The organism is Pseudarthrobacter sp. DSP2-3-2b1, assembly GCF_049895945.1.
GTDB lineage: Bacteria > Actinomycetota > Actinomycetes > Actinomycetales > Micrococcaceae > Arthrobacter.
In genome coordinates, this window is record NZ_JAFCTI010000006.1 from 218858 (window position 1) to 239895 (window position 21038).

The following is a 21038-nucleotide window of genomic DNA, read 5'->3' on the forward strand; positions in this document are numbered from 1 at the left end:
TGGACGGGGTTTTCCTGCTTAACGCGACCTTAAAGGACACCGCGTTGTTAGGCGGGGTCGCTGATGTCCGCGACCACGGCACCTAAGGCTGAGGTCAGGGCGTCCGCCAGAACAAAGGCGCTGTAGCCGTGCTCGCCGGCGCCCATGGAAATCCGGCGGCCGGCCATGGTGGAGTCCGCGTAGACCGGCCAGGGGGTAGTGCTGCCGAGCGGAGTAATGGTGCCACGCTCGTAGCCGGTTGCCTCAAACGCCACGTCCGCCGGCGGCAGGGACAGCTTATTGACACCCACGAGGTTCCGGAGCTTCGGCCACGAGATCTGCCGGTCGCCCGGGATGAGGGCGAACAGGAAAGTCCCGTCCTTGTGCTTGACCACCAGGGACTTCACGATCTCCGCGGGCGTGATGCCCAGGATTGCGGCCGCCTCCGCCAGGCTCTTGGCGGCCAGCCGCTCAACAATCTGGACCTCCAGACCGCGCGCCGCGGCGTCGGCAAGGAACCGCTGACGTCCGACGGCGGCGCTCCCGTTACCGGCCTGCCCCACCATCAGTCCCGGTACAGCAGGAGGGCTTCGCCCTGCCCGCCGCCTCCGCAGAGGGAGACCGCGGCCTTGCCGGTGCCGCGCCGTTTGAGCTCGTGGGCCGCGTGCAGGGCCAGCCTGGCCCCCGATGCGCCGATCGGGTGGCCCAGTGCGATGGCGCCGCCGTGGATGTTGCACTGCTCCAGCGGGTAGTCCAGATCCTTGAGGGACTGCACGGCCACGGACCCGAAGGCTTCGTTGATCTCGATGAAGTCCAGGTCCGCGGTGCTCCACCCGGCCCGGGCCAGGGCGTCCTGGATCGCGTTTGACGGCTGGGAATGCAGCGAATTGTCCGGGCCAGCCACCTGTCCGGGCTTTCCGAGGACTGCCAGGTATTCCAGGCCGTTCTCCTCCGCGAACCGGCGCGATGCCAGCACCAGTGCGGAGGCGCCGTCGGACAGGGGAGAGGAGTTGCCCGCAGTGATGGTTCCGTCGGTGACGAACGCTGCCCGCAGCCCGGCGAGGGACTCGACTGAAGTGTTGGGCCGTACACCTTCGTCAGCCGAGACGATGATGGGATCGCCCTTGCGTTGCTTGACGCTGATCGGTGCGATCTCGTCGTCGAAGACCCCATTCTTTGCCGCCAGCGCAGCACGCTGGTGCGACTGGGCTGCCACGTTGTCCTGCGAGGTGCGGTCGATCCCCAGTGCGAGGTTCCTGGTCTCGGTGGACAGGCCCATGGACTGGCCGTCGAAAGCGTCGGTGAGGCCGTCATGGGCAGCCACGTCCAAGGCCTGGATGGCCCCGTAGGTCCAGCCTTGCCGCGAACCCGGCAGCAGGTGCGGAGCGCGGGTCATCGATTCCTGGCCGCCGGCCACCACCACGGTGGCATCTCCGCTGCGGATCAGCCGTGCAGCGTCAATCACGGCGGTCAGCCCGGACAGGCACACTTTGTTGATGGTGACGGTGGGAACGTTCCAGCCGATGCCGGCCGCGATGGCGCTCTGGCGGGCCGGGTTCTGGCCGGCGCCGGCCTGCAGCACCTGGCCCATGATCACGGCGTCCACCTGGCCGGCGTCGACGCCGCTCGCTGCAACCGCGGCGTTGATCGCATGAGCTCCAAGTTCGACGGCGGTGAAGCTCGCCAGTTGCCCGTTCAGCCGGCCCTGCGGTGTGCGGACCCCGGCCAGGATGACAACGTCAGTGTTGTCTGTGGAATTGCCCATTGTTATCTCTTCCAACCCTTGTTGTGTTTGCGGTCTGTTCCTCTGTAGCCCAAGGCTATCGTGAGCACCGTCACCTGATAATTCAAACGCCCGGGCTGCGCGGAGCATTCCGGCCCAGCCCGCCTGTTGCGGGCCCGGGGCGTGGAAAAAATCGGTGCTTGCAAAAGGTGCCGAAGTGGGGTAGACACGTTAAGGGTTTTGCCGTATCGTAGATATTTGCGTCTTCCCTGTTTACCTTCAGCCTTCATATAGCGGTGGGCTTTGCCTGGCAGCTGACTATTAACGTGCCGTCAACAACGTCACACAATGGTCGGCCCGGGCCCCGGGTCATATAGCGGAACCGGATGGTAGCACTGCAGAGACACTCTGCAGGGTGCACAGCGGGGGAGATCTGAAAACGCCTGAAGGTCTGTGGAAGGATCCCTCTTGGTCGCCTCGAGCACCTCTAATGTAAATAACACCGCCACCGCTATCGCATCGAACACCACTGATGGTGCCACTCGCCGGCTCTCATTCGCAAAGATTCACGAACCTCTTGACGTTCCGAATCTGCTTGCCCTGCAGACAGACAGCTTTGACTGGCTGGTCGGCAATGAACGCTGGCAGGCACGCGTTGCGAAAGCTGTTGAAGAAAACGATCTCAGCGTAGCCACTTCGTCCGGACTCTCGGACATCTTTGAAGAGATCTCCCCGATCGAGGATTTCCAGGGCACCATGTCCCTGAGCTTCTCCGATCCGGAGTTCGCTGATCCCAAATACACCATGGCCGAGTGCAAGGACCGGGACGCAACGTACTCGGCTCCGCTGTACGTTAAAGCCGAGTTCATGAACAACAACACGGGCGAAATCAAGCAGCAGACCGTGTTCATGGGTGACTTCCCGCTGATGACCGAGAAGGGCACCTTCGTCGTCAACGGCACCGAGCGTGTCGTTGTCTCCCAGCTGGTCCGCTCACCGGGCGCCTACTTTGAGCGCACCGCTGACAAGACCAGTGACAAGGACATCTTCACTGCCAAGATCATCCCGTCCCGCGGTGCTTGGTTTGAACTCGAGATCGACAAACGCGATCAGGTCGGCGTCCGCCTCGACCGGAAGCGCAAGCAGTCCGTCACGGTTCTGCTGAAGGCCCTCGGCTGGACCGAAGGCCAGATCCTCGAAGAATTCGGCCAGTACGACTCCATGCGCGCAACGCTGGAGAAGGACGCCACCGAAACCCGCGAAGACGCCTTGCTTGACATCTACCGGAAGCTGCGCCCAGGCGAGCCGCCCACAGTCGAGGCTGCCCAGTCCCTGCTGGACAACCTGTACTTCAACTCCAAGCGCTACGATCTGGCCAAGGTTGGCCGCTACAAGATCAACCGCAAGCTTGGCATCGACCGCTCCCTTGGTGACAAGGAAGCTTCGGTCCTGCACGTTGAAGACATCGTTGCGATGATCAAGTTCCTCGTTGCCCTGCACGCCGGCGAAAAGACCCTCACGGGCAAGCGCGACGGCCAGGACCACGAGCTGCGCGTCGAGATCGATGACATCGACCACTTCGGCAACCGCCGCATCCGCGCCGTCGGCGAGCTCATCGAGAACCAGGTCCGCACCGGCCTGTCCCGTATGGAGCGCGTTGTCCGCGAGCGTATGACCACCCAGGACGTCGAAGCCATCACGCCGCAGACCCTGATCAACATCCGCCCGGTTGTGGCAGCCATCAAGGAGTTCTTCGGAACTTCCCAGCTGTCCCAGTTCATGGACCAGAACAACCCGCTTTCGGGTCTGACCCACAAGCGCCGTCTGTCCGCGCTTGGCCCGGGTGGTCTGTCCCGTGACCGTGCAGGCATGGAAGTCCGTGACGTTCACCCGTCGCACTACGGACGTATGTGCCCCATCGAAACCCCTGAAGGCCCGAACATTGGCCTGATCGGTTCGCTGGCTTCCTACGGCCGCATCAACCCGTTCGGCTTCATCGAGACTCCTTACCGTCTCGTCTCCGAAGGCGTTGTCTCCGACGAGGTCCAGTACCTCACCGCCGACGACGAAGCAGAGGTCCTGATCGCCCAGGCCAACGCTCCGCTGGATGAGAACAAGAAGTTCGCCGAAGAGACCGTCCTGGTCCGCGCCCGTGGTGGTGGAGGCGAGCCTGTGCTCGTTCCCGCCGGCGAGGTCGAGTTCATGGACGTTTCCCCGCGCCAGATGGTGTCTGTGGCTACGGCCCTGATCCCGTTCCTCGAGCACGACGATGCCAACCGTGCACTCATGGGTGCCAACATGCAGCGCCAGGCTGTGCCGCTGGTCCGTTCCGAGGCTCCCTTCGTGGGCACCGGCATGGAACGAGCAGCCGCTGTCGACGCCGGTGATGTCACCATCGCCAAGAAGGCCGGTGTGGTTACCGAGGTCTCCGCTGAACTGGTCATCGTGCTCAACGACGACGGCACGGAAACCAACTACCGCATCAACAAGTTCGCACGCTCCAACCAGGGCAACTGCTACAACAACCGCGTCCTGGTGAACGAAGGCCAGCGCCTCGAAGTCGGCGGCATCATCGCCGACGGCCCGGCAACGGACCAGGGCGAGCTCGCCCTCGGTAAGAACCTGCTCGTGGCATTCATGTCATGGGAAGGCCACAACTTCGAGGACGCCATCATCCTCTCGCAGCGCATCGTTGCCGAGGACGTTCTTTCCTCCATCCACATCGAGGAGCACGAGATCGATGCCCGCGACACCAAGCTTGGTGCCGAGGAAATCACCCGTGACATCCCGAACGTGTCCGAGGAAGTCCTGGCAGGCCTGGACGAGCGCGGCATCATCCACATCGGTGCCGAGGTTGAAGCCGGCGACATCCTGGTTGGCAAGGTCACCCCCAAGGGTGAAACCGAGCTGACCCCGGAAGAGCGCCTGCTGCGCGCCATCTTCGGTGAGAAGTCCCGCGAAGTGCGCGACACCTCCCTGAAGGTTCCGCACGGCGAGTCCGGTACCGTCATCGGCGTCCGGGTCTTCGACCGCGACAACGACGACGAACTGCCTCCGGGCGTGAACCAGCTGGTGCGCGTCTATGTCGCTGCCAAGCGCAAGATCACCGACGGCGACAAGCTCGCCGGCCGTCACGGCAACAAGGGTGTTATCTCCAAGATCCTCCCGATCGAGGACATGCCCTTCCTTGCCGATGGCACCCCGGTTGATATTGTCCTGAACCCGCTGGGTGTTCCGGGCCGTATGAACGTGGGCCAGGTGCTCGAAACGCACCTCGGCTGGGTTGCGAAGACCGGTTGGAAGATCGAAGGCGAGCCGGAGTGGCTCAAGCAGCTGCCGAACCTGCCCCGCGAGAGTGGCCAGACCACTGTTGCAACGCCGGTGTTCGACGGCGCCCGTGAAGAAGAGATCACGGGTCTGCTGGACTCCACCAACGTGACCCGCGACGGCGACCGCCTGATCAACTCCTCAGGCAAGACCCGCTTGTTCGACGGACGCTCCGGCGAGCCGTTCCCGGATCCGATCTCGGTCGGCTACATGTACATCCTCAAGCTCCACCACCTGGTGGACGACAAGATCCACGCCCGCTCCACCGGCCCGTACTCCATGATCACGCAGCAGCCGCTGGGTGGTAAGGCACAGTTCGGTGGCCAGCGCTTCGGTGAAATGGAAGTGTGGGCGCTCGAAGCTTATGGCGCCGCGTACACGCTCCAGGAACTGCTCACGATCAAGTCCGATGACATCCATGGTCGTGTGAAGGTCTACGAAGCAATCGTCAAGGGCGAGAACATCCCTGAGCCGGGCGTTCCTGAGTCCTTCAAGGTCTTGATCAAGGAAATGCAGTCGCTGTGCCTGAACGTGGAAGTACTCTCCACGGACGGAACCACAATTGAAATGCGTGACTCTGATGACGCAGTCTTCACGGCTGCGGAAGAACTGGGCATCGATCTGTCTCGTGCAGAGCCCAGTTCCGTAGAAGAGGTCTAGTCAGGTGACGTACCGGGAAAAGCAAGCGGCCCCGCCGCACTGACTTTTCCCGGTACGTGGCCTCCCTCTTCCCGTAACCCAAGACTTCAGAATTTAGAGAACAAGAGAGAACAGGGACCATATGTCCAGCGAATCCTCCTTCGGCCTCATGCAGATCGGCCTCGCCACCGCGGATGACATCCGTGGCTGGTCTTACGGCGAGGTTAAGAAGCCGGAAACCATCAACTACCGCACGCTCAAGCCCGAGAAGGACGGCCTCTTCTGCGAGAAGATCTTCGGCCCTTCCCGCGACTGGGAATGCTACTGCGGTAAGTACAAGCGCGTGCGCTTCAAGGGCATCATCTGCGAGCGGTGTGGCGTTGAAGTCACCCGCGCAAAGGTCCGCCGTGAGCGCATGGGCCACATCGAGCTGGCCGCCCCGGTCACGCACATCTGGTACTTCAAGGGTGTTCCGTCCCGCCTGGGCTACCTCCTTGACCTGGCGCCGAAGGACCTCGAAAAGGTCATCTACTTCGCTGCCTACATGATCACCAGCGTTGACGCTGACGCACGCCACGAGGAACTGCCCAACCTGCAGGTTGAGCACGACATCGAGAAGAAGCAGCTGATCGACAACCGCGACTCCGATATCGCCACGATCGCCCGCGACCTCGAAAACGAGATCGCGCGCCTCGAAGGTGAAGGTGCCAAGGCTGCCGACAAGAAGAAGGCCCGCGACTCCGCTGACCGCCAGATGGCCAACGTGCGTAAGCGCGCCGACGCCGAGATCGAGCGTCTCGAGCAGGTCTGGGACCGCTTCAAGAACCTCAAGGTCGCTGACCTCGAAGGCGACGAAGGCCTCTACCGCGAGCTGCGCGACCGCTACGGCATGTACTTCGAAGGCTCCATGGGTGCCGAAGCGATCAAGAAGCGTCTTGAGAACTTCGACATGCAGGCCGAGTCGGACCTGCTGCGCGATATCATCGCCAACGGCAAGGGCCAGCGCAAGACCCGCGCCCTGAAGCGGCTGAAGGTGGTCAACGCGTTCCTGACCACCAGCAACAGCCCGCTTGGCATGGTTCTGGACGCCGTCCCGGTGATCCCGCCGGAACTGCGCCCGATGGTCCAGCTGGACGGTGGCCGCTTCGCGACCTCCGACCTCAACGACCTCTACCGCCGTGTGATCAACCGCAACAACCGCCTCAAGCGGCTGCTTGACCTGGGTGCTCCGGAGATCATCGTCAACAACGAGAAGCGCATGCTTCAGGAAGCTGTTGACAGCCTCTTCGACAACGGCCGCCGCGGCCGTCCGGTCACCGGACCGGGCAACCGTCCCCTGAAGTCCCTGAGCGACATGCTCAAGGGCAAGCAGGGCCGTTTCCGCCAGAACCTCCTCGGCAAGCGCGTGGACTACTCCGGCCGTTCGGTCATCGTTGTCGGTCCGCAGCTGAAGCTGCACCAGTGTGGCCTGCCCAAGCAGATGGCACTGGAGCTCTTCAAGCCGTTCGTGATGAAGCGCCTGGTTGACCTCAACCACGCCCAGAACATCAAGTCGGCCAAGCGCATGGTGGAGCGTTACCGTCCGCAGGTCTGGGACGTGCTCGAAGAGATCATCACCGAACACCCGGTGCTGCTCAACCGTGCACCCACCCTGCACCGCCTCGGTATCCAGGCGTTCGAACCCCAGCTTGTTGAAGGTAAGGCAATCCAGCTTCACCCGCTGGTTTGTGGCGCCTTCAACGCTGACTTCGACGGCGACCAGATGGCAGTCCACCTGCCGCTGAGCCCCGAAGCCCAGGCTGAGGCACGCATCCTGATGCTGTCCTCGAACAACATCCTGAAGCCGTCTGACGGCCGTCCCGTCACCCTGCCTTCGCAGGATATGATCATCGGCCTCTACCACCTGACCACCAAGCGTGTCGGTTCAGCTGGCGAAGGCCGCGTCTTCTCGTCCGTTGCCGAAGCCATCATGGCCTACGACCTCCGCGAGCTGCACCTGAACTCGCAGGTCAAGATCCGTCTTGAAGGCTTCGTCCCGTACGCGGGCTGGGAAGCTCCGGAAGGCTGGGAGGCCGGCCAGCCGGTTCTCGTCCAGACCTCCCTGGGCCAGGTCATCTTCAACCAGACGCTGCCGGCGGATTACCCGTGGGTTGAGAACGTTGCAGACAAGGGCGAACTGTCCACCATCGTCAACGACCTCGCCGAGCGCTACCCGAAGGTGATCACGGCGGCAACGCTGGATAACCTCAAGGACGCCGGTTTCTACTGGGCCACCCGCTCGGGCGTTACCGTTGCCATCTCGGACATCGAGGTGCCCAAGGACAAGCCGAAGATCCTGGCAGGCTACGAAACCATGGCTGCCAAGATCCAGGGCCAGTACGACAAGGGCCTGATCGACGACGACGAGCGTCGCCAGGAACTGATCGAGATCTGGAACAAGGCAACGAACGAGATCGCCCAGGCGATGCGTGACAGCCTGTCCCCGATGAACACCATCAACCGCATGGTGTCCTCCGGTGCACGTGGTAACTGGATGCAGGTCCGTCAGATCGCGGGTATCCGTGGCCTGGTGGCCAACCCTAAGGGTGAAATCATCCCGCGTCCCATCAAGTCCTCCTACCGCGAGGGCCTGTCGGTGCTGGAATACTTCATCGCCACGCACGGTGCCCGTAAGGGTCTGGCTGACACCGCGCTGCGTACCGCCAACTCGGGTTACCTGACCCGCCGCCTGGTGGACGTTTCGCAGGACGTCATCGTTCGCGAAGAGGACTGCGGCACCGAGCGTGGCCTGGTCACGCCCATCGCCGTGCCGGACGCCAACGGTGAACTGGTTCTGGACGAGAACGTCGAGAACAGTGCCTACGCCCGTACGCTCGCCGTTGATGTTGTGGACTCCAAGGGCAATGTCCTTGCAGCCGGCGGCACCGACTGCGGCGACGTCGTAATCGCTGAGCTGTTCGCAGCAGGCATCACCGAGGTCAAGGTCCGCTCCGTACTCACCTGTGAGTCCAGCGTCGGCACCTGCGCCCTGTGCTACGGCCGTTCCCTGGCCACCGGCAAGACCGTGGACATCGGCGAGGCTGTTGGCATTATTGCCGCACAGTCCATCGGTGAGCCCGGCACGCAGCTGACCATGCGTACGTTCCACACCGGTGGTGCTGTTTCCTCCAGCGGTGGCGACGACATCACCCAGGGTCTGCCCCGTATCCAGGAGCTCTTCGAAGCCCGTACTCCCAAGGGTGTTGCACCGATTGCTGAAGCAGCCGGCCGCATCACCATCGAAGAGTCCGAGCGCCAGATGCGCCTGGTCATCACGCCGGATGACGGAACCGAAGAGATCGCTTACCCGGTCCTTCGCCGTTCACGCCTGCTGATCGAAGACGGCGATCACGTCACCGTCGGCCAGAAGCTGATCAACGGACCGGTGGATCCCAAGCAGGTTCTGCGCATCATGGGCCCCCGTGCTGCACAGAAGTTCCTGGTGGACGAGGTCCAGGGCGTGTACCGCAGCCAGGGCATCGGTATCCACGACAAGCACGTCGAGGTTATCGTCCGCCAGATGCTGCGCCGCGTCACGGTCATCGAGTCCGGCGAATCGGATCTGCTGCCCGGCGAGCTCGCCGAGCGCAGCCGCTTCGAAGATGCCAACCGCCGCGTTGTGTCCGAGGGCAAGACTCCGGCTTCCGGACGTCCTGAGCTCATGGGCATCACCAAGGCGTCCCTGGCCACCGAGTCCTGGCTGTCCGCAGCTTCCTTCCAGGAGACCACCCGCGTCCTGACGCAGGCGGCCATGGAAGGCAAGAGCGATCCGCTGCTCGGCCTCAAGGAGAACGTCATCATCGGTAAGCTGATCCCGGCCGGCACGGGTCTCCCGCGCTACACCGAGGTCACCGTGGAGCCCACTGAGGAAGCGAAGGCCAACCTGTTTACCGGCCCCAGCGCGTTCAGTGACTTCTCGTACGACTCCCTGGGCGGCGACGGAGCTCCTGAGTTCCACGCCATCCCGCTGGATGACTACGATCTCGGTAACGACTTCCGCTAAGCATCACTGAGAAGGCCCCGTTTCCCCCTTTGCCGCAGTTCAGGCGCGGGGGAGACGGGGCCTTTTCGCATACACCCGATTAAGGGTGCTGAGCCAGCCGTGCTAAACTTTTTGTAATTGTTCTGTGTGGCAGTGGATGAAGGCCGCCGCAAGCATCATTTTGGTTTTGTTCTCATGATGCTTGGGTGGGAGCTTGTTTCCGGGTTGCGGGCTAGGTGCGCAACGAATGCCACGCTTTTGCACGCCTAAGCAAGATTCTAGACCTCACGGCTGCAAGGACAACGCCAAAACCGACGCACTTCAGGCTGACGCCCGGACGCGCCGGTAGAGATCAAACCAACGGAGAACACGAGAGTGCCTACGATTAACCAGCTGGTCCGCAAGGGCCGCACGCCGAAGGTCAAGAAGACCAAGGCCCCTGCCCTGAACGGCAGCCCGATGCGCCGCGGTGTTTGCACCCGCGTTTACACCACCACCCCCAAGAAGCCGAACTCGGCTCTTCGTAAGGTCGCACGTGTGCGCCTCAACGGTGGCATTGAAGTTACCGCCTACATCCCCGGTGTAGGCCACAACCTGCAGGAGCACTCCATTGTGCTCGTTCGCGGTGGTCGTGTTAAGGACCTTCCGGGTGTCCGTTACAAGATCGTCCGTGGCGCCCTCGATACCCAGGGTGTGAAGAACCGTAAGCAGGCACGCAGCCGCTACGGCGCAAAGATGGAGAAGAAGTAATATGCCTCGCAAGGGTCCGGCCCCCAAGCGGCCGCTCGTACTAGATCCCGTATACGGCTCCCCGCTGGTCACTCAGTTGATCAACAAGGTTCTCGTTGACGGCAAGAAGTCCACCGCAGAGCGCATCGTTTACGGTGCCCTCGAAGGCGCCCGCGCCAAGTCCGGCGGCGATCCCGTAGCAGCCCTCAAGAAGGCCATGGAGAACGTCAAGCCTTCCCTCGAGGTCCGCTCACGCCGCGTTGGCGGCGCCACCTACCAGGTTCCGGTTGAGGTCAAGCCGGGCCGCTCCACCGCCCTCGCCCTGCGTTGGCTGGTTGGCTACTCCAAGGCCCGCCGCGAAAAGACCATGACTGAGCGCCTCCAGAACGAAATCCTGGATGCCTCGAACGGTCTCGGTGCCGCTGTGAAGCGTCGCGAAGACACCCACAAGATGGCCGAGTCCAACAAGGCCTTCGCACACTACCGCTGGTAATACTTCCCGGACGCCGCCGGCTCAACAGAGCCGGCGGCGAACGTGCAGTCCATCCGAAAGGGAGACACCGTGGCACAGGACGTGCTTACCGACCTTAGTAAGGTCCGCAATATCGGCATCATGGCCCACATTGATGCCGGCAAGACCACCACCACCGAGCGCATCCTGTTCTACACAGGTGTGAACCACAAGATCGGCGAAACGCACGACGGCGCTTCGACCACTGACTGGATGGAACAGGAAAAGGAACGCGGCATCACCATCACGTCTGCCGCCGTGACCTGCTTCTGGGAAAACAACCAGATCAACATCATCGACACCCCCGGCCACGTTGACTTCACCGTTGAGGTTGAGCGCTCCTTGCGCGTCCTCGACGGCGCTGTCGCTGTATTCGATGGCAAGGAAGGCGTTGAGCCGCAGTCGGAAACCGTTTGGCGCCAGGCTGACAAGTACAACGTTCCGCGTATCTGCTTCGTCAACAAGATGGACAAGCTCGGTGCTGATTTCTACTTCACCGTAGACACCATCATCGGCCGCCTCGGCGCCAAGCCGCTGGTCATGCAGCTGCCGATCGGTGCCGAGAACGATTTCATCGGCGTCGTCGACCTGCTCTACATGCGCGCCCTGGTCTGGCCCGGCGACTCCAAGGGTGACGTCACCATGGGTGCCAAGTACGAGATCCAGGAGATCCCGGCTGACCTCAAGGAAAAGGCTGAAGAGTACCGCGCAACGCTCATTGAGACCGTTGCAGAGTCCTCCGAAGAGCTCATGGAGAAGTACCTCGAAGGTGAAGAAATCTCCGAGGACGAGCTCAAGGCCGGCATCCGCAAGATGACGATCAACTCCGAGCTGTACCCCGTGTTCTGTGGCTCTGCCTTCAAGAACCGTGGCGTCCAGCCGATGCTTGACGCTGTTGTCGACTACCTGCCGAACCCGCTCGACGTCCCGCCGATGATCGGTCACGATCCCCGCGACGAAGAGAAGGAACTGACGCGTAAGCCTTCTTCCGAAGAGCCGTTCTCGGCTCTGGCGTTCAAGATTGCCACGCACCCGTTCTTCGGTCAGCTCACCTTCATCCGCGTGTACTCCGGTCACGTGGAAGCAGGCTCCCAGGTGGTCAACTCCACCAAGGGCAAGAAGGAGCGCATCGGCAAGCTGTTCCAGATGCACGCCAACAAGGAAATGCCTGTTGAGGGCGCTACCGCCGGCCACATCTACGCAGCGATCGGCCTGAAGGACACCACCACTGGCGACACCCTGTGCGACTCCTCCAACCAGATCGTCCTCGAGTCCATGAGCTTCCCGGAGCCCGTGATCTCTGTTGCGATCGAGCCGAACACCAAGGGTGACCAGGAGAAGCTCTCCACGGCCATCCAGAAGCTCTCCGCTGAGGACCCGACCTTCCAGGTCTCCCTCAACGAGGACACCGGTCAGACCATCATCGCCGGCATGGGCGAGCTCCACCTGGACATCCTGGTGGACCGCATGCGCCGCGAGTTCAAGGTCGAGGCAAACGTCGGCAAGCCGCAGGTTGCTTACCGCGAAACCATCAAGCGTGCTGTAGAGCGTCACGACTACACGCACAAGAAGCAGACCGGTGGTTCGGGCCAGTTCGCAAAGATCCAGATTGCGATCGCTCCGTTGGACACGTCCGAAGGCGAGCTGTACGAGTTCGAGAACAAGGTCACCGGTGGCCGTATTCCGCGCGAATACATCCCGTCGGTGGACGCCGGTATCCAGGATGCACTGAACGACGGCGTCCTGGCAGGTTACCCGGTTGTCGGCATCAAGGCCACGCTGATTGACGGCGCGTACCACGATGTTGACTCCTCGGAAATGGCGTTCAAGATCGCCGGCCGGATGGCTTTCAAGGAAGCTGCCCGCAAGGCGAACCCCATCCTGCTCGAACCGCTGATGGATGTCGAGGTCCGCACCCCTGAGGAATACATGGGTGAAGTTATCGGTGACCTCAACTCCCGCCGTGGCCAGATGCAGTCCATGGAAGATGCCCAGGGCGTCAAGGTTATCCGTGCGCACGTCCCGCTGTCCGGCATGTTCGGCTACATCGGTGACCTGCGCTCGAAGACCCAGGGCCGCGCTGTGTACTCCATGACGTTCCACAGCTACGCCGAGGTCCCGAAGGCATACGCCGACGAGATCATCCAGAAGAACCGCGGCGAGTAGCCTCCAGGCTCTCGCAGCAACAAACTCGGGTGCGTTTCCGGTTCCGGAAATTCACCTGGTGCAGATGGCCGGTATCCGGTCAGCGCCATCCGGTCAAGCCCGGGGCCGGTCATCTGCACCGACAGGCTCGTGGGACTAGTATTAGTTCCTGACTCTGCAATTTCATCAATCCAAAGCCCCCCAAGTAGACTTACTCAAAGTTTCGCCGCGACAAGCGCGGTCGAAGGGTAAGTCATTTGAAAACGTTCTAGGAGGAACCTGTGGCAAAGGCAAAGTTCGAGCGGACTAAGCCGCACGTTAACATCGGCACCATTGGTCACGTTGACCACGGTAAGACGACGTTGACGGCCGCGATTTCCAAGGTGCTGTACGACAAGTACCCGACACTCAACGAGCAGCGCGACTTCGCGTCCATTGACTCTGCTCCCGAAGAGCGTCAGCGCGGCATTACCATCAACATCTCCCACGTTGAGTACCAGACCGAGAAGCGCCACTACGCACACGTAGACGCTCCGGGTCACGCTGACTACATCAAGAACATGATCACCGGTGCTGCACAGATGGACGGTGCAATCCTCGTGGTTGCCGCCACTGACGGCCCGATGGCTCAGACCCGCGAGCACGTCCTGCTCGCCCGCCAGGTTGGCGTTCCCTACCTGCTGGTTGCTCTGAACAAGTCGGACATGGTTGACGACGAAGAACTGCTGGACCTCGTTGAAATGGAAGTTCGTGAGCTGCTTTCGGCTCAGGGCTTCGATGGCGACGAAGCACCGGTCGTTCGCGTTTCCGGTCTGAAGGCCCTCGAAGGCGACCCCGTTTGGGTCAAGTCCGTCGAGGACCTCATGGAAGCTGTTGACAACTCGGTACCGGACCCCGTTCGTGACCGTGACAAGCCCTTCCTGATGCCGATCGAAGACGTCTTCACGATCACCGGCCGTGGCACCGTTGTTACGGGCCGCGCCGAGCGTGGAACCCTCGCCATCAACTCCGAGGTCGAGATCGTCGGCATCCGCCCGGTCCAGAAGACCACGGTTACCGGTATCGAGATGTTCCACAAGCAGCTCGACGAAGCATGGGCCGGCGAGAACTGTGGCCTCCTGCTCCGCGGTCTGAAGCGTGATGACGTAGAGCGCGGCCAGGTTGTCGTCAAGCCGGGTTCCATTACCCCGCACACCGACTTCGAGGCTAACGTTTACATCCTCTCCAAGGACGAAGGCGGGCGTCACAACCCGTTCTACTCCAACTACCGCCCGCAGTTCTACTTCCGCACCACGGACGTAACCGGCGTTATCACCCTGCCCGAGGGCACGGAAATGGTTATGCCTGGCGACAACACTGAGATGACCGTTGCGCTCATCCAGCCCATCGCCATGGAAGAGGGCCTCGGCTTCGCTATCCGCGAAGGCGGCCGCACCGTTGGTTCAGGACGCGTCACCAAGATCATCAAGTAGTCACTTGTTGATCTGATGGACCGCTGAACTGAAAGGCCGTCTGACGGCCTGAGGTGAAGTTTGGAACAGCCCCGCTGCTGGTGCAGCGGGGCTGTTCTTTGCTACTATTAATCCAGTCATTGGATTAATAGTAGCTGCGCAACCGGACAGGCAACCTGTCTTCGGGAGAGGGACCACCGTGGGGAACGAAGCTTACGAGGCAGGCTACCGTGCCGGCCACCTTCAGGGGTGGCTTGACGCCATGGCAAGGATTCAGGGCCCGACGACGGCGGGCGGCAGTGCGCCCCGGCTGGCAGCCTCGGTGCCTCCCTCGGAGGTTCCCATCTCCATGGCGCCCGCCTCGCCTTTTGCGGCCGTATCGCCTCTTCCACCCGTGACGGCTCCGGCGCCGCCTGCCCTTGTGGCCGTCTCCGCACCGCCGGTCCCGCAAGCGGCGCCAGCGCTCCGGGCGCCCTCCCATGCAGAGGCCTCCCATGCACAGACCTTGCGGGCCGAAGGACCCGTCCGCCCGGCCCCTGAGACGCCAGCCGAGCGGCAGGCCCGGCGGGAAAAGCGGGACCGCCAGAACATCAACATCACGCTGTACGTCGCCAGCCTGATGTTGGTTGCCGCAGCGGCACTGTTCATCGGCACAAGCCTCCCGCCCGTGCTGCGCTTCGCCGGCGTCTGCGTGGTCACTGCATTGTTCTATGGTTCGGGGTTTGCGCTTCTGGCCAGGGTGCCCCGGCTGAAGCCGGCGGCTGTGGCGTTCACAGGTACAGGACTGGCCATGGTGCCGGTGACCGGACTTGCGCTGTACAACTTTGCCCTTCACGACGGACCGGCTGCGTGGCTGATCACATCCCTGATCGGTACTGCCGGCTACATTGCGGCAGCGGTGCGCCTGGAGAGCCGGGTGCTGGTCTACTTGTCCCTGACTTTCGTGGCATCCACCGCGTTCTCCGGCGTCTCCATCCTTGGCGGTGCGCTGGTGTGGTATTTCGCCGTATTGATAGGAGTGGCCACCCTCCTGACTGCGCTGGCCATGGTCCGGCCGGGCTGGCTCCCGCCGGTTTACATCAGGCCACTGACGGTGCTCCACCCCATGGTTGTCCCGGCCGTAGCGGCCGCCGCGACGGTTGTACCACTGCTCCTGGACAAAGCGGAATATGCCCTGGTGATGGGCATGTGTGGATTGTATTTTGCCTTGATGGCTGCAGTTCCATTGAGCTCGGCAATGTCTGGGCGGCAGAGACTGCTCAACTTCTACGGCGCGCGTGCAGCACTGACTGTTGCCGCCGCCGTCGCGCTGTGGAACCTGACTGGCCGGGGGAGCGACGCTCTGCTGGCAGCCGCCGCGCTGTTTGCTGTTCAGGCCGTGGCCGTGGCGCTAATGTTCGGGCGGCTGGCGCTCTGGTTCGCCCAACCGAAGGGGACCTCTTCCACGGACGTGCGGGGCGCGCCCGGCGATGGTGATGGCCGGTGGCGCGTCGACGCATCGCTGACCTTTGGATTGCAGCTGGTGGCCACAGCGGTGTTTGGCCTCCAGGAGCTTGCCATCGGATTGTTCCGCGGTACCGCCTTTGCATCTGAGTATGCGGGAATGGTGCCGTTGTGGGTCCCGGTGGGGTTGTCCCTGGCCACGGGCATGGTCCTTGCCATCAGGTGGGCCGGCCGGACCGAATGGGCGCCGGTAGCTGCACTGGCGTTGGCGGTGATTGCGTCCCCGTCGATGGGAGCGTGGCCGCTCGCTGTCATGCTGGTTCTCTCGGCCGGCTACTGGGCTGCACGTGCAGTGTACTCGGCAGGCGATTTCCGGGGCCGGCTGGTACTGGGAGCCCGGGTGGCGCTGACGTTTGCGGTCCCCGTGACGGTCGCCGCGTTGATGGACAACGATCTTCGGCGGGTCGAGGCTTCCGTGTTCGCTTTGCTGGTGGCACTGGTGTGCCAGCAGGTCCTGACGGCAATCCTGGAGCGCGCAGGGCTGCGGGCCATCTCGCCGCAGGCCACCCTGGGAGTGTTTGGCGCCGGTGGTGCCTTGGTCCTCATCGGGTTGCCGGTCTTCGAAACGTCGCTGGACCACGCACTGACGGCCGCCGGCCTTTTCCTCCAGCTCGTAGCTGCACTCGTCATCGGCGCCATGATGGTTCCACGGCCAGCCGCCGAGAAGGACTGGTCCGCTTCGGTAGGGGAGGCCCTCCCGCTGGGCATTTCCGTGGTTACGGCCGCTGTTGCATTCCAGGCCGTGTCCCAGCGGGCTGGAAACATGGCACTCCTCCTGGTAGTTGCCTATCTGATGGCCACGGCGCTGCGGCTTCAATTCCGCCAGCACCGCTGGACGTACTGGTGGCTCGGCCGGGCGGCGGCCACGGTCCTCGTCCTCACGGCCTTTCACCAGCTGCGGGCGGAGAGCGGCCCGCTGGTACTGGCAGGCCAGGTTCTTCAACCCGCCACGGTCCTGGTGATTGTCCTGGCACTACAGTTGAGCTTTCCCCTGATCGCCGCCGCCCGCCGTCGTGCGCCTCGATATGTGGTCGCTGACGCCGTAGCTGTGCTGCTGGTGCAGCTCGCCTGCAGTGCAACGCTGGCACGGGGGGATTCGCCTGACTGGCAGGGGACCTGGGCCATTGGCCTTGTTGCTCTGTGCGCCGCGGCCGCAGGCTACTTCCTGCGCAGCGAGTCCGGTGCCGTTTGGCTGGCGCCCGCTTCCCTGGTCCTGCTGCTGGCTCTCTCCGGAGGTGATCTCCTTCAGGTTGAGCTGGTTATCGGGGTGTACGCCGTGTACTCCACCCTGATGGTGGTGGCCGAACCGCAGCGCGTCCGGAAGGGCTGGTACTTTGTCGCCGCCCGCGTCCTGACCGCGGCTCTCGCACTGGTGCTCAGCTACGACCTCACGGCATCGCCCACCGTAGTTTCGCTGACCTTTGCCGCGGTGCTGGCCGCCCAGCACGCGGTCCGGTGGCTCATGCGCTCCCGGCTCACCGAGGTCCCGTTCCAGCAGGCGGCGGTCTGGATCACTTTGGCCGGGCAAGCCGTGCTGCCGCTGGCGTACATCGTTGGGCCGGGGATCACCACTGCTGCGGGACGGGACCACGACGGCGGGCGCTGGGTTGTTCTGCTGGAGCTGCTGATGCTCCTGGCTTCCGCCGTGGTGGCCAGAAGACTGTTCATTGCCCGCGGCGCGTTGTACTTCGCTGTGTACGCGCTGCTGTTCGGAGTGCTGGCCCTGGGCCCGCTGGTCACTTTCGGCGGGACATTCCTGATACAACCGGTCCTGAGCCACACCGGTGCTGCCGTGGTGCTGTTGTTGCTGGCAGTGCTCGCCACTGTGGCCGGCGCCATTCGGCGGCAGCGGAACGTGGCTGTCGGCGGGGTTGAACACTGGCTGTGGCTGGTCACGGCCTGTCTGTCCGGCGTTCTTGCCGTGCTCATCTCGCCGCTGGCTGGGAACTGGGTGACGGGGGCCGCTGTTCTGGTCCTGTCTGCCGTTGGCTTTACGGCCTCCCACGTCGAGGAACTCCCGCAGTTCTATCCGCCGGCTGCCTTGGCGGCACTTGGTGGCGGGGTCATCCTGGCAGCGGACGCCTATGCGGAGATGCCCGGTGTCTGGGGCGGCTTCCTGCCGTGGCTGATCGGCGCCGGGGCCGCATCCGCCATCCTTTACGCCGCGCGGCTCCACCAAAGCGACCGGCTGCAGGGTGACCCGGTGCGCCGCTGGTCCCTTGCCGGGGCAGCTTTCCTTGGCCTCATCCTGGTGGCATTGGCCGGGGTCAGGCACGACGCAACGTCCTGGGCTGCAGCTGCCGTGGTGGCGGCCGCCGTCGGCGTCGCTCACCAGGAGGCACCCCTCCGGGTGCGCCGGCTGGTCCTCGAGGTGGGTGCGCTCCTGCTGACCGCAACAGTCCAGCGCGCCGCATTGTTCGAGTTTGACGGGAGCGGCGGCAGGCTGTGGGCCGGACTGCCCGATCCTTTCTGGGTAATCCAGTGGTACGTGGTCCTGGCAGCGGCCCTCGGTTTCCTGCGGTACCTGTCCGGCAGTCCGTCGGCAGGACGGTTCCTGACGGGTGCCGCCGCTGGCCTGCTGTCGATGAGTGGCCTCGGCATCCTGTTCGGCGGTGGCGGCGGCCAGCAGCTCTGGGTCCTGGTACTTCTCGCACTGCTCCTGGTTGCCGGCCTTGGCCTGGGGGAGCGATTGTTCGTCTGGTGGGGTGCCGCAGGGGTGGCCGCCTGCATCCTGTGGGCCATGCGGAACTACACGTTCCTGCTGCTGGCCGTGATCGCCGCCGGGCTCATCGCCTTTGCTGTCTGGCGCCTGAACCGGGGCGCGGTTTCCGGCCCTGCGGCTGACGGGACCGGACCCGAGTCTGACGGACCCGGGTCTGAGGGACCCGTGCCCGCTGGGCGCGAACCGGTTGGGCACGAGCCGGTTGGACATGGGACTGCCGGGCCGCGGGATCCGTACAGCGGGCCCTGATATTGTTGCTGGAAGCGAGAGGAGTACATCATGGAATGGCTGATTTTTCTGATCATTGCAGCTGCAGTGGTGGCCGGAGTGTTCTGGGCCAAGAAGCATTTCCGCAACGAGATTGACCGCGCCAAGCGCATCAACCGGGCGAACAAGAACCAGTAGCCCGCCGCATCGGGCATCAGGGCCCAGGACTCAGCCTTGCTGCAGCTTCCTGGCCTGGCTGAGCGCCTGGTACCAGTAGAAGGATTCCTTCGGGGTCCGCTCCATCGTGTCGAAATCCACGTGCACCAGCCCGAACCGCTGGGAGTAGCCGGCCGCCCACTCGAAGTTGTCCATTAGCGTCCAGACGTAGTAGCCGCGGAGATCAACGTCGTGCGCGATTCCGCCCGGGGCGGTGGCCTCCATGGCGTGGCGTAGGTGCCCCGCGATGTAGTCGATCCGCTGATGGTCCTGGATGGGTCCGGTCACGTGATCGGGTTCCGGGAAGCTGGCTCCGCTTTCGGTGATGTACAGCGGGGGCAGGGCGTGCTTGTAGCGGTCCTTCAGTTCGCGCAGCATGATTCCCAGGTGGTCCGGGGCCACCGGCCACCCGAATCCGGTGGTGCCGTATTCGTCGTACGGGACCTGGTGGGCAGGAATCCGGATCATCGCTTCGGCCGGAACCGTGAGGTCATCGCCGGTGCCCTGCCCGGCTGCCACCTTCACCGGCTGGTAATAGTTCACGCCGTAGAAGTCCAGGGGCTGATGGATTGTTCGGAGATCGGAGTCGGAAATTTTGGGCAGAGAACGGAACCACGGCTTCGCGAGCCGGAGGGCGAAGGGGTAGCGGCCAAGCAGGATCGGATCAGCGTAGATCCGGTTCAGCATCAGGTCGAAGACCATTGCAGCGGCCCTGTCGGTGACCTTTCCGGTTGCCGGCCGGACGGGGGAGTGCAGGTTGGTCACGCCGATGCCGCCGCGGACTCCTTCTGCCCGCAGCGCCTGGACGGAGAGGCCATGGGCGAGCATCTGGTGGTGGACCGCGGGAAAGGCCTCGAACAGAAGGCCCTGCCCGGGGGCGTGCACTCCCAGGGCGTAGCCGTTCAGCACCACCGAGGCGGGTTCGTTCAGGGTGACCCACTGATCGACGCGGTCACCGAAGCGCCGGCCGGCCGCCGCAGAATACTCCGCGAACCGTTCGGCGGTGGCCCTGTTCATCCAGCCCCCGCGGTGTTCCAGGGGCAGCGGGGTATCCCAGTGGTACAGGGTGGCCATGGGGGAGATGCCGGCTTCGAGCAGTTGATCGATCAGCCGGTCATAGAAGTCCAGGCCCTGTTCGTTGAAGGGACCCCGGCCGTCAGGCTGGATCCGCGGCCACGAAATGGAGAACCGGTACGAATCCACGCCGAGTTCGCGCATCAGCGCCACATCCTCGGGGGCGCGGTTGTAGTGATCGCACGCCATCGCCGGGGAGTGGCCATCCATGATGGCGCCGGGTTTCTCCGAGAAGGCATCCCAGCCTGATGGGCCGCGGCCGTCCGCGGCGAGGGCGCCTTCGATCTGGAAGGCGGCCGCGGCAACCCCCAGGGTGAACGAACGCGGCAGGCGGCCGGCCAGATCCCGAATGGATACGTCATGTTCGACGGTCATTCCCTTATCATCCATTCGGATGTTGCCGAAGGCAATGACCCGGACGGACAGCGGCGGGAACTCCGGGTACCGCCGCCGGCGGCGCCACCTGCGGAGACGCCGTCGAACGCGGGAGTGTGCGCCTGTCCCCGCCCATTAGCCCAGATTCGCTTCTGCGCATAATATCCGGCATACTAGATGAGTTGTTCAAGCGCTTCTTCGTGTCCCGATCCGGATAATGCCGGGTGTCAGGGTCCAAGTTGAAGCCCAAACATAACCCACTCCCCATGGAACTGCGGATTTGTATGCGTGCTAAGCGCGACACGCCCGACCGCGGGGGTCGGTTACGCCGGCAGGTTGAGGAACCCGGATTATTCCGGATTCAGCTTGTGCGGCGGGTGGTAGTTCAGACTTCAAATGCTTCGGCAGCCACATGC

General features: G+C 63.3%; 11 protein-coding genes. 8 read left to right on the top strand and 3 right to left on the bottom strand.

All coding sequences use genetic code 11. The features are described 5' to 3' along the window. Window positions 1-47 precede the first annotated feature (47 nt). Both ACP7AX_RS10040 and ACP7AX_RS10045 read right to left on the bottom strand, forming a co-directional pair. Entirely contained in the window at window positions 48-545 is a 498-nt protein-coding gene (locus tag ACP7AX_RS10040) for an aminoacyl-tRNA deacylase (protein WP_426226328.1), read from the bottom strand. Continuing rightward, window positions 545-1744 carry an acetyl-CoA C-acetyltransferase gene (locus ACP7AX_RS10045; RefSeq protein WP_426226329.1) on the bottom strand — a complete coding sequence of 400 codons (1200 nt, stop codon included), beginning with the start codon at window positions 1742-1744 and terminating at the stop codon, window positions 545-547. Before ACP7AX_RS10045 ends, ACP7AX_RS10040 begins: the two co-directional genes overlap by 1 nt. Before the next feature lie 426 nt (window positions 1745-2170). Here ACP7AX_RS10045 and rpoB point away from each other — a divergent pair, with 426 nt between their 5' ends. The 8 genes from rpoB to ACP7AX_RS10085 all read left to right on the top strand — a co-directional run bounded on the left by rpoB (window position 2171) and on the right by ACP7AX_RS10085 (window position 19155). Next, complete coding sequence (rpoB, locus tag ACP7AX_RS10050) at window positions 2171-5689, top strand: DNA-directed RNA polymerase subunit beta (RefSeq protein WP_131682893.1); 3519 nt, start codon at window positions 2171-2173, stop codon at window positions 5687-5689. A gap of 121 nt (window positions 5690-5810) precedes the next feature. Beyond that, entirely contained in the window at window positions 5811-9710 is a 3900-nt protein-coding gene (locus ACP7AX_RS10055) for a DNA-directed RNA polymerase subunit beta' (RefSeq protein ID WP_131682892.1), read from the top strand. Between the two features lie 354 nt (window positions 9711-10064). Then, window positions 10065-10439 carry a 30S ribosomal protein S12 gene (gene rpsL / locus ACP7AX_RS10060; protein WP_018773658.1) on the top strand — a complete coding sequence of 125 codons (375 nt, stop codon included), beginning with the start codon at window positions 10065-10067 and terminating at the stop codon, window positions 10437-10439. Between the two features lies 1 nt (window position 10440). Next, window positions 10441-10911 carry a 30S ribosomal protein S7 gene (rpsG, locus tag ACP7AX_RS10065; RefSeq protein ID WP_011692813.1) on the top strand — a complete coding sequence of 157 codons (471 nt, stop codon included), beginning with the start codon at window positions 10441-10443 and terminating at the stop codon, window positions 10909-10911. Between the two features lie 69 nt (window positions 10912-10980). After that, entirely contained in the window at window positions 10981-13095 is a 2115-nt protein-coding gene (gene fusA, locus ACP7AX_RS10070) for an elongation factor G (protein WP_131682891.1), read from the top strand. A gap of 260 nt (window positions 13096-13355) precedes the next feature. Then, window positions 13356-14546, top strand: coding sequence for an elongation factor Tu (tuf, locus tag ACP7AX_RS10075; protein WP_108600234.1), 1191 nt, complete (start codon window positions 13356-13358; stop codon window positions 14544-14546). A 178-nt stretch (window positions 14547-14724) separates the two neighbouring features. Further along, entirely contained in the window at window positions 14725-18999 is a 4275-nt protein-coding gene (locus ACP7AX_RS10080) for a hypothetical protein (protein ID WP_426226330.1), read from the top strand. A gap of 30 nt (window positions 19000-19029) precedes the next feature. Further along, window positions 19030-19155 (top strand): hypothetical protein, encoded by a 126-nt coding sequence (locus tag ACP7AX_RS10085; protein ID WP_258229142.1) that lies wholly within the window; start codon window positions 19030-19032, stop codon window positions 19153-19155. Between the two features lie 30 nt (window positions 19156-19185). Here ACP7AX_RS10085 and ACP7AX_RS10090 read toward each other — a convergent pair whose 3' ends face one another. Further along, entirely contained in the window at window positions 19186-20622 is a 1437-nt protein-coding gene (locus ACP7AX_RS10090) for a GH1 family beta-glucosidase (protein ID WP_426226331.1), read from the bottom strand. Between the last annotated feature and the right edge of the window lie 416 nt (window positions 20623-21038).

Coding starts and splice junctions, on each gene's coding strand:
- ACP7AX_RS10045 (WP_426226329.1), bottom strand. CDS start 1,744: ATGGGCAATTCCACAGACAACACTGACGTTGTCATCCTGGCCGGGGTC.
- ACP7AX_RS10055 (WP_131682892.1), top strand. CDS start 5,811: ATGTCCAGCGAATCCTCCTTCGGCCTCATGCAGATCGGCCTCGCCACC.
- ACP7AX_RS10090 (WP_426226331.1), bottom strand. CDS start 20,622: ATGACCGTCGAACATGACGTATCCATTCGGGATCTGGCCGGCCGCCTG.
- ACP7AX_RS10085 (WP_258229142.1), top strand. CDS start 19,030: ATGGAATGGCTGATTTTTCTGATCATTGCAGCTGCAGTGGTGGCCGGA.
- ACP7AX_RS10040 (WP_426226328.1), bottom strand. CDS start 545: ATGGTGGGGCAGGCCGGTAACGGGAGCGCCGCCGTCGGACGTCAGCGG.
- rpsG (WP_011692813.1), top strand. CDS start 10,441: ATGCCTCGCAAGGGTCCGGCCCCCAAGCGGCCGCTCGTACTAGATCCC.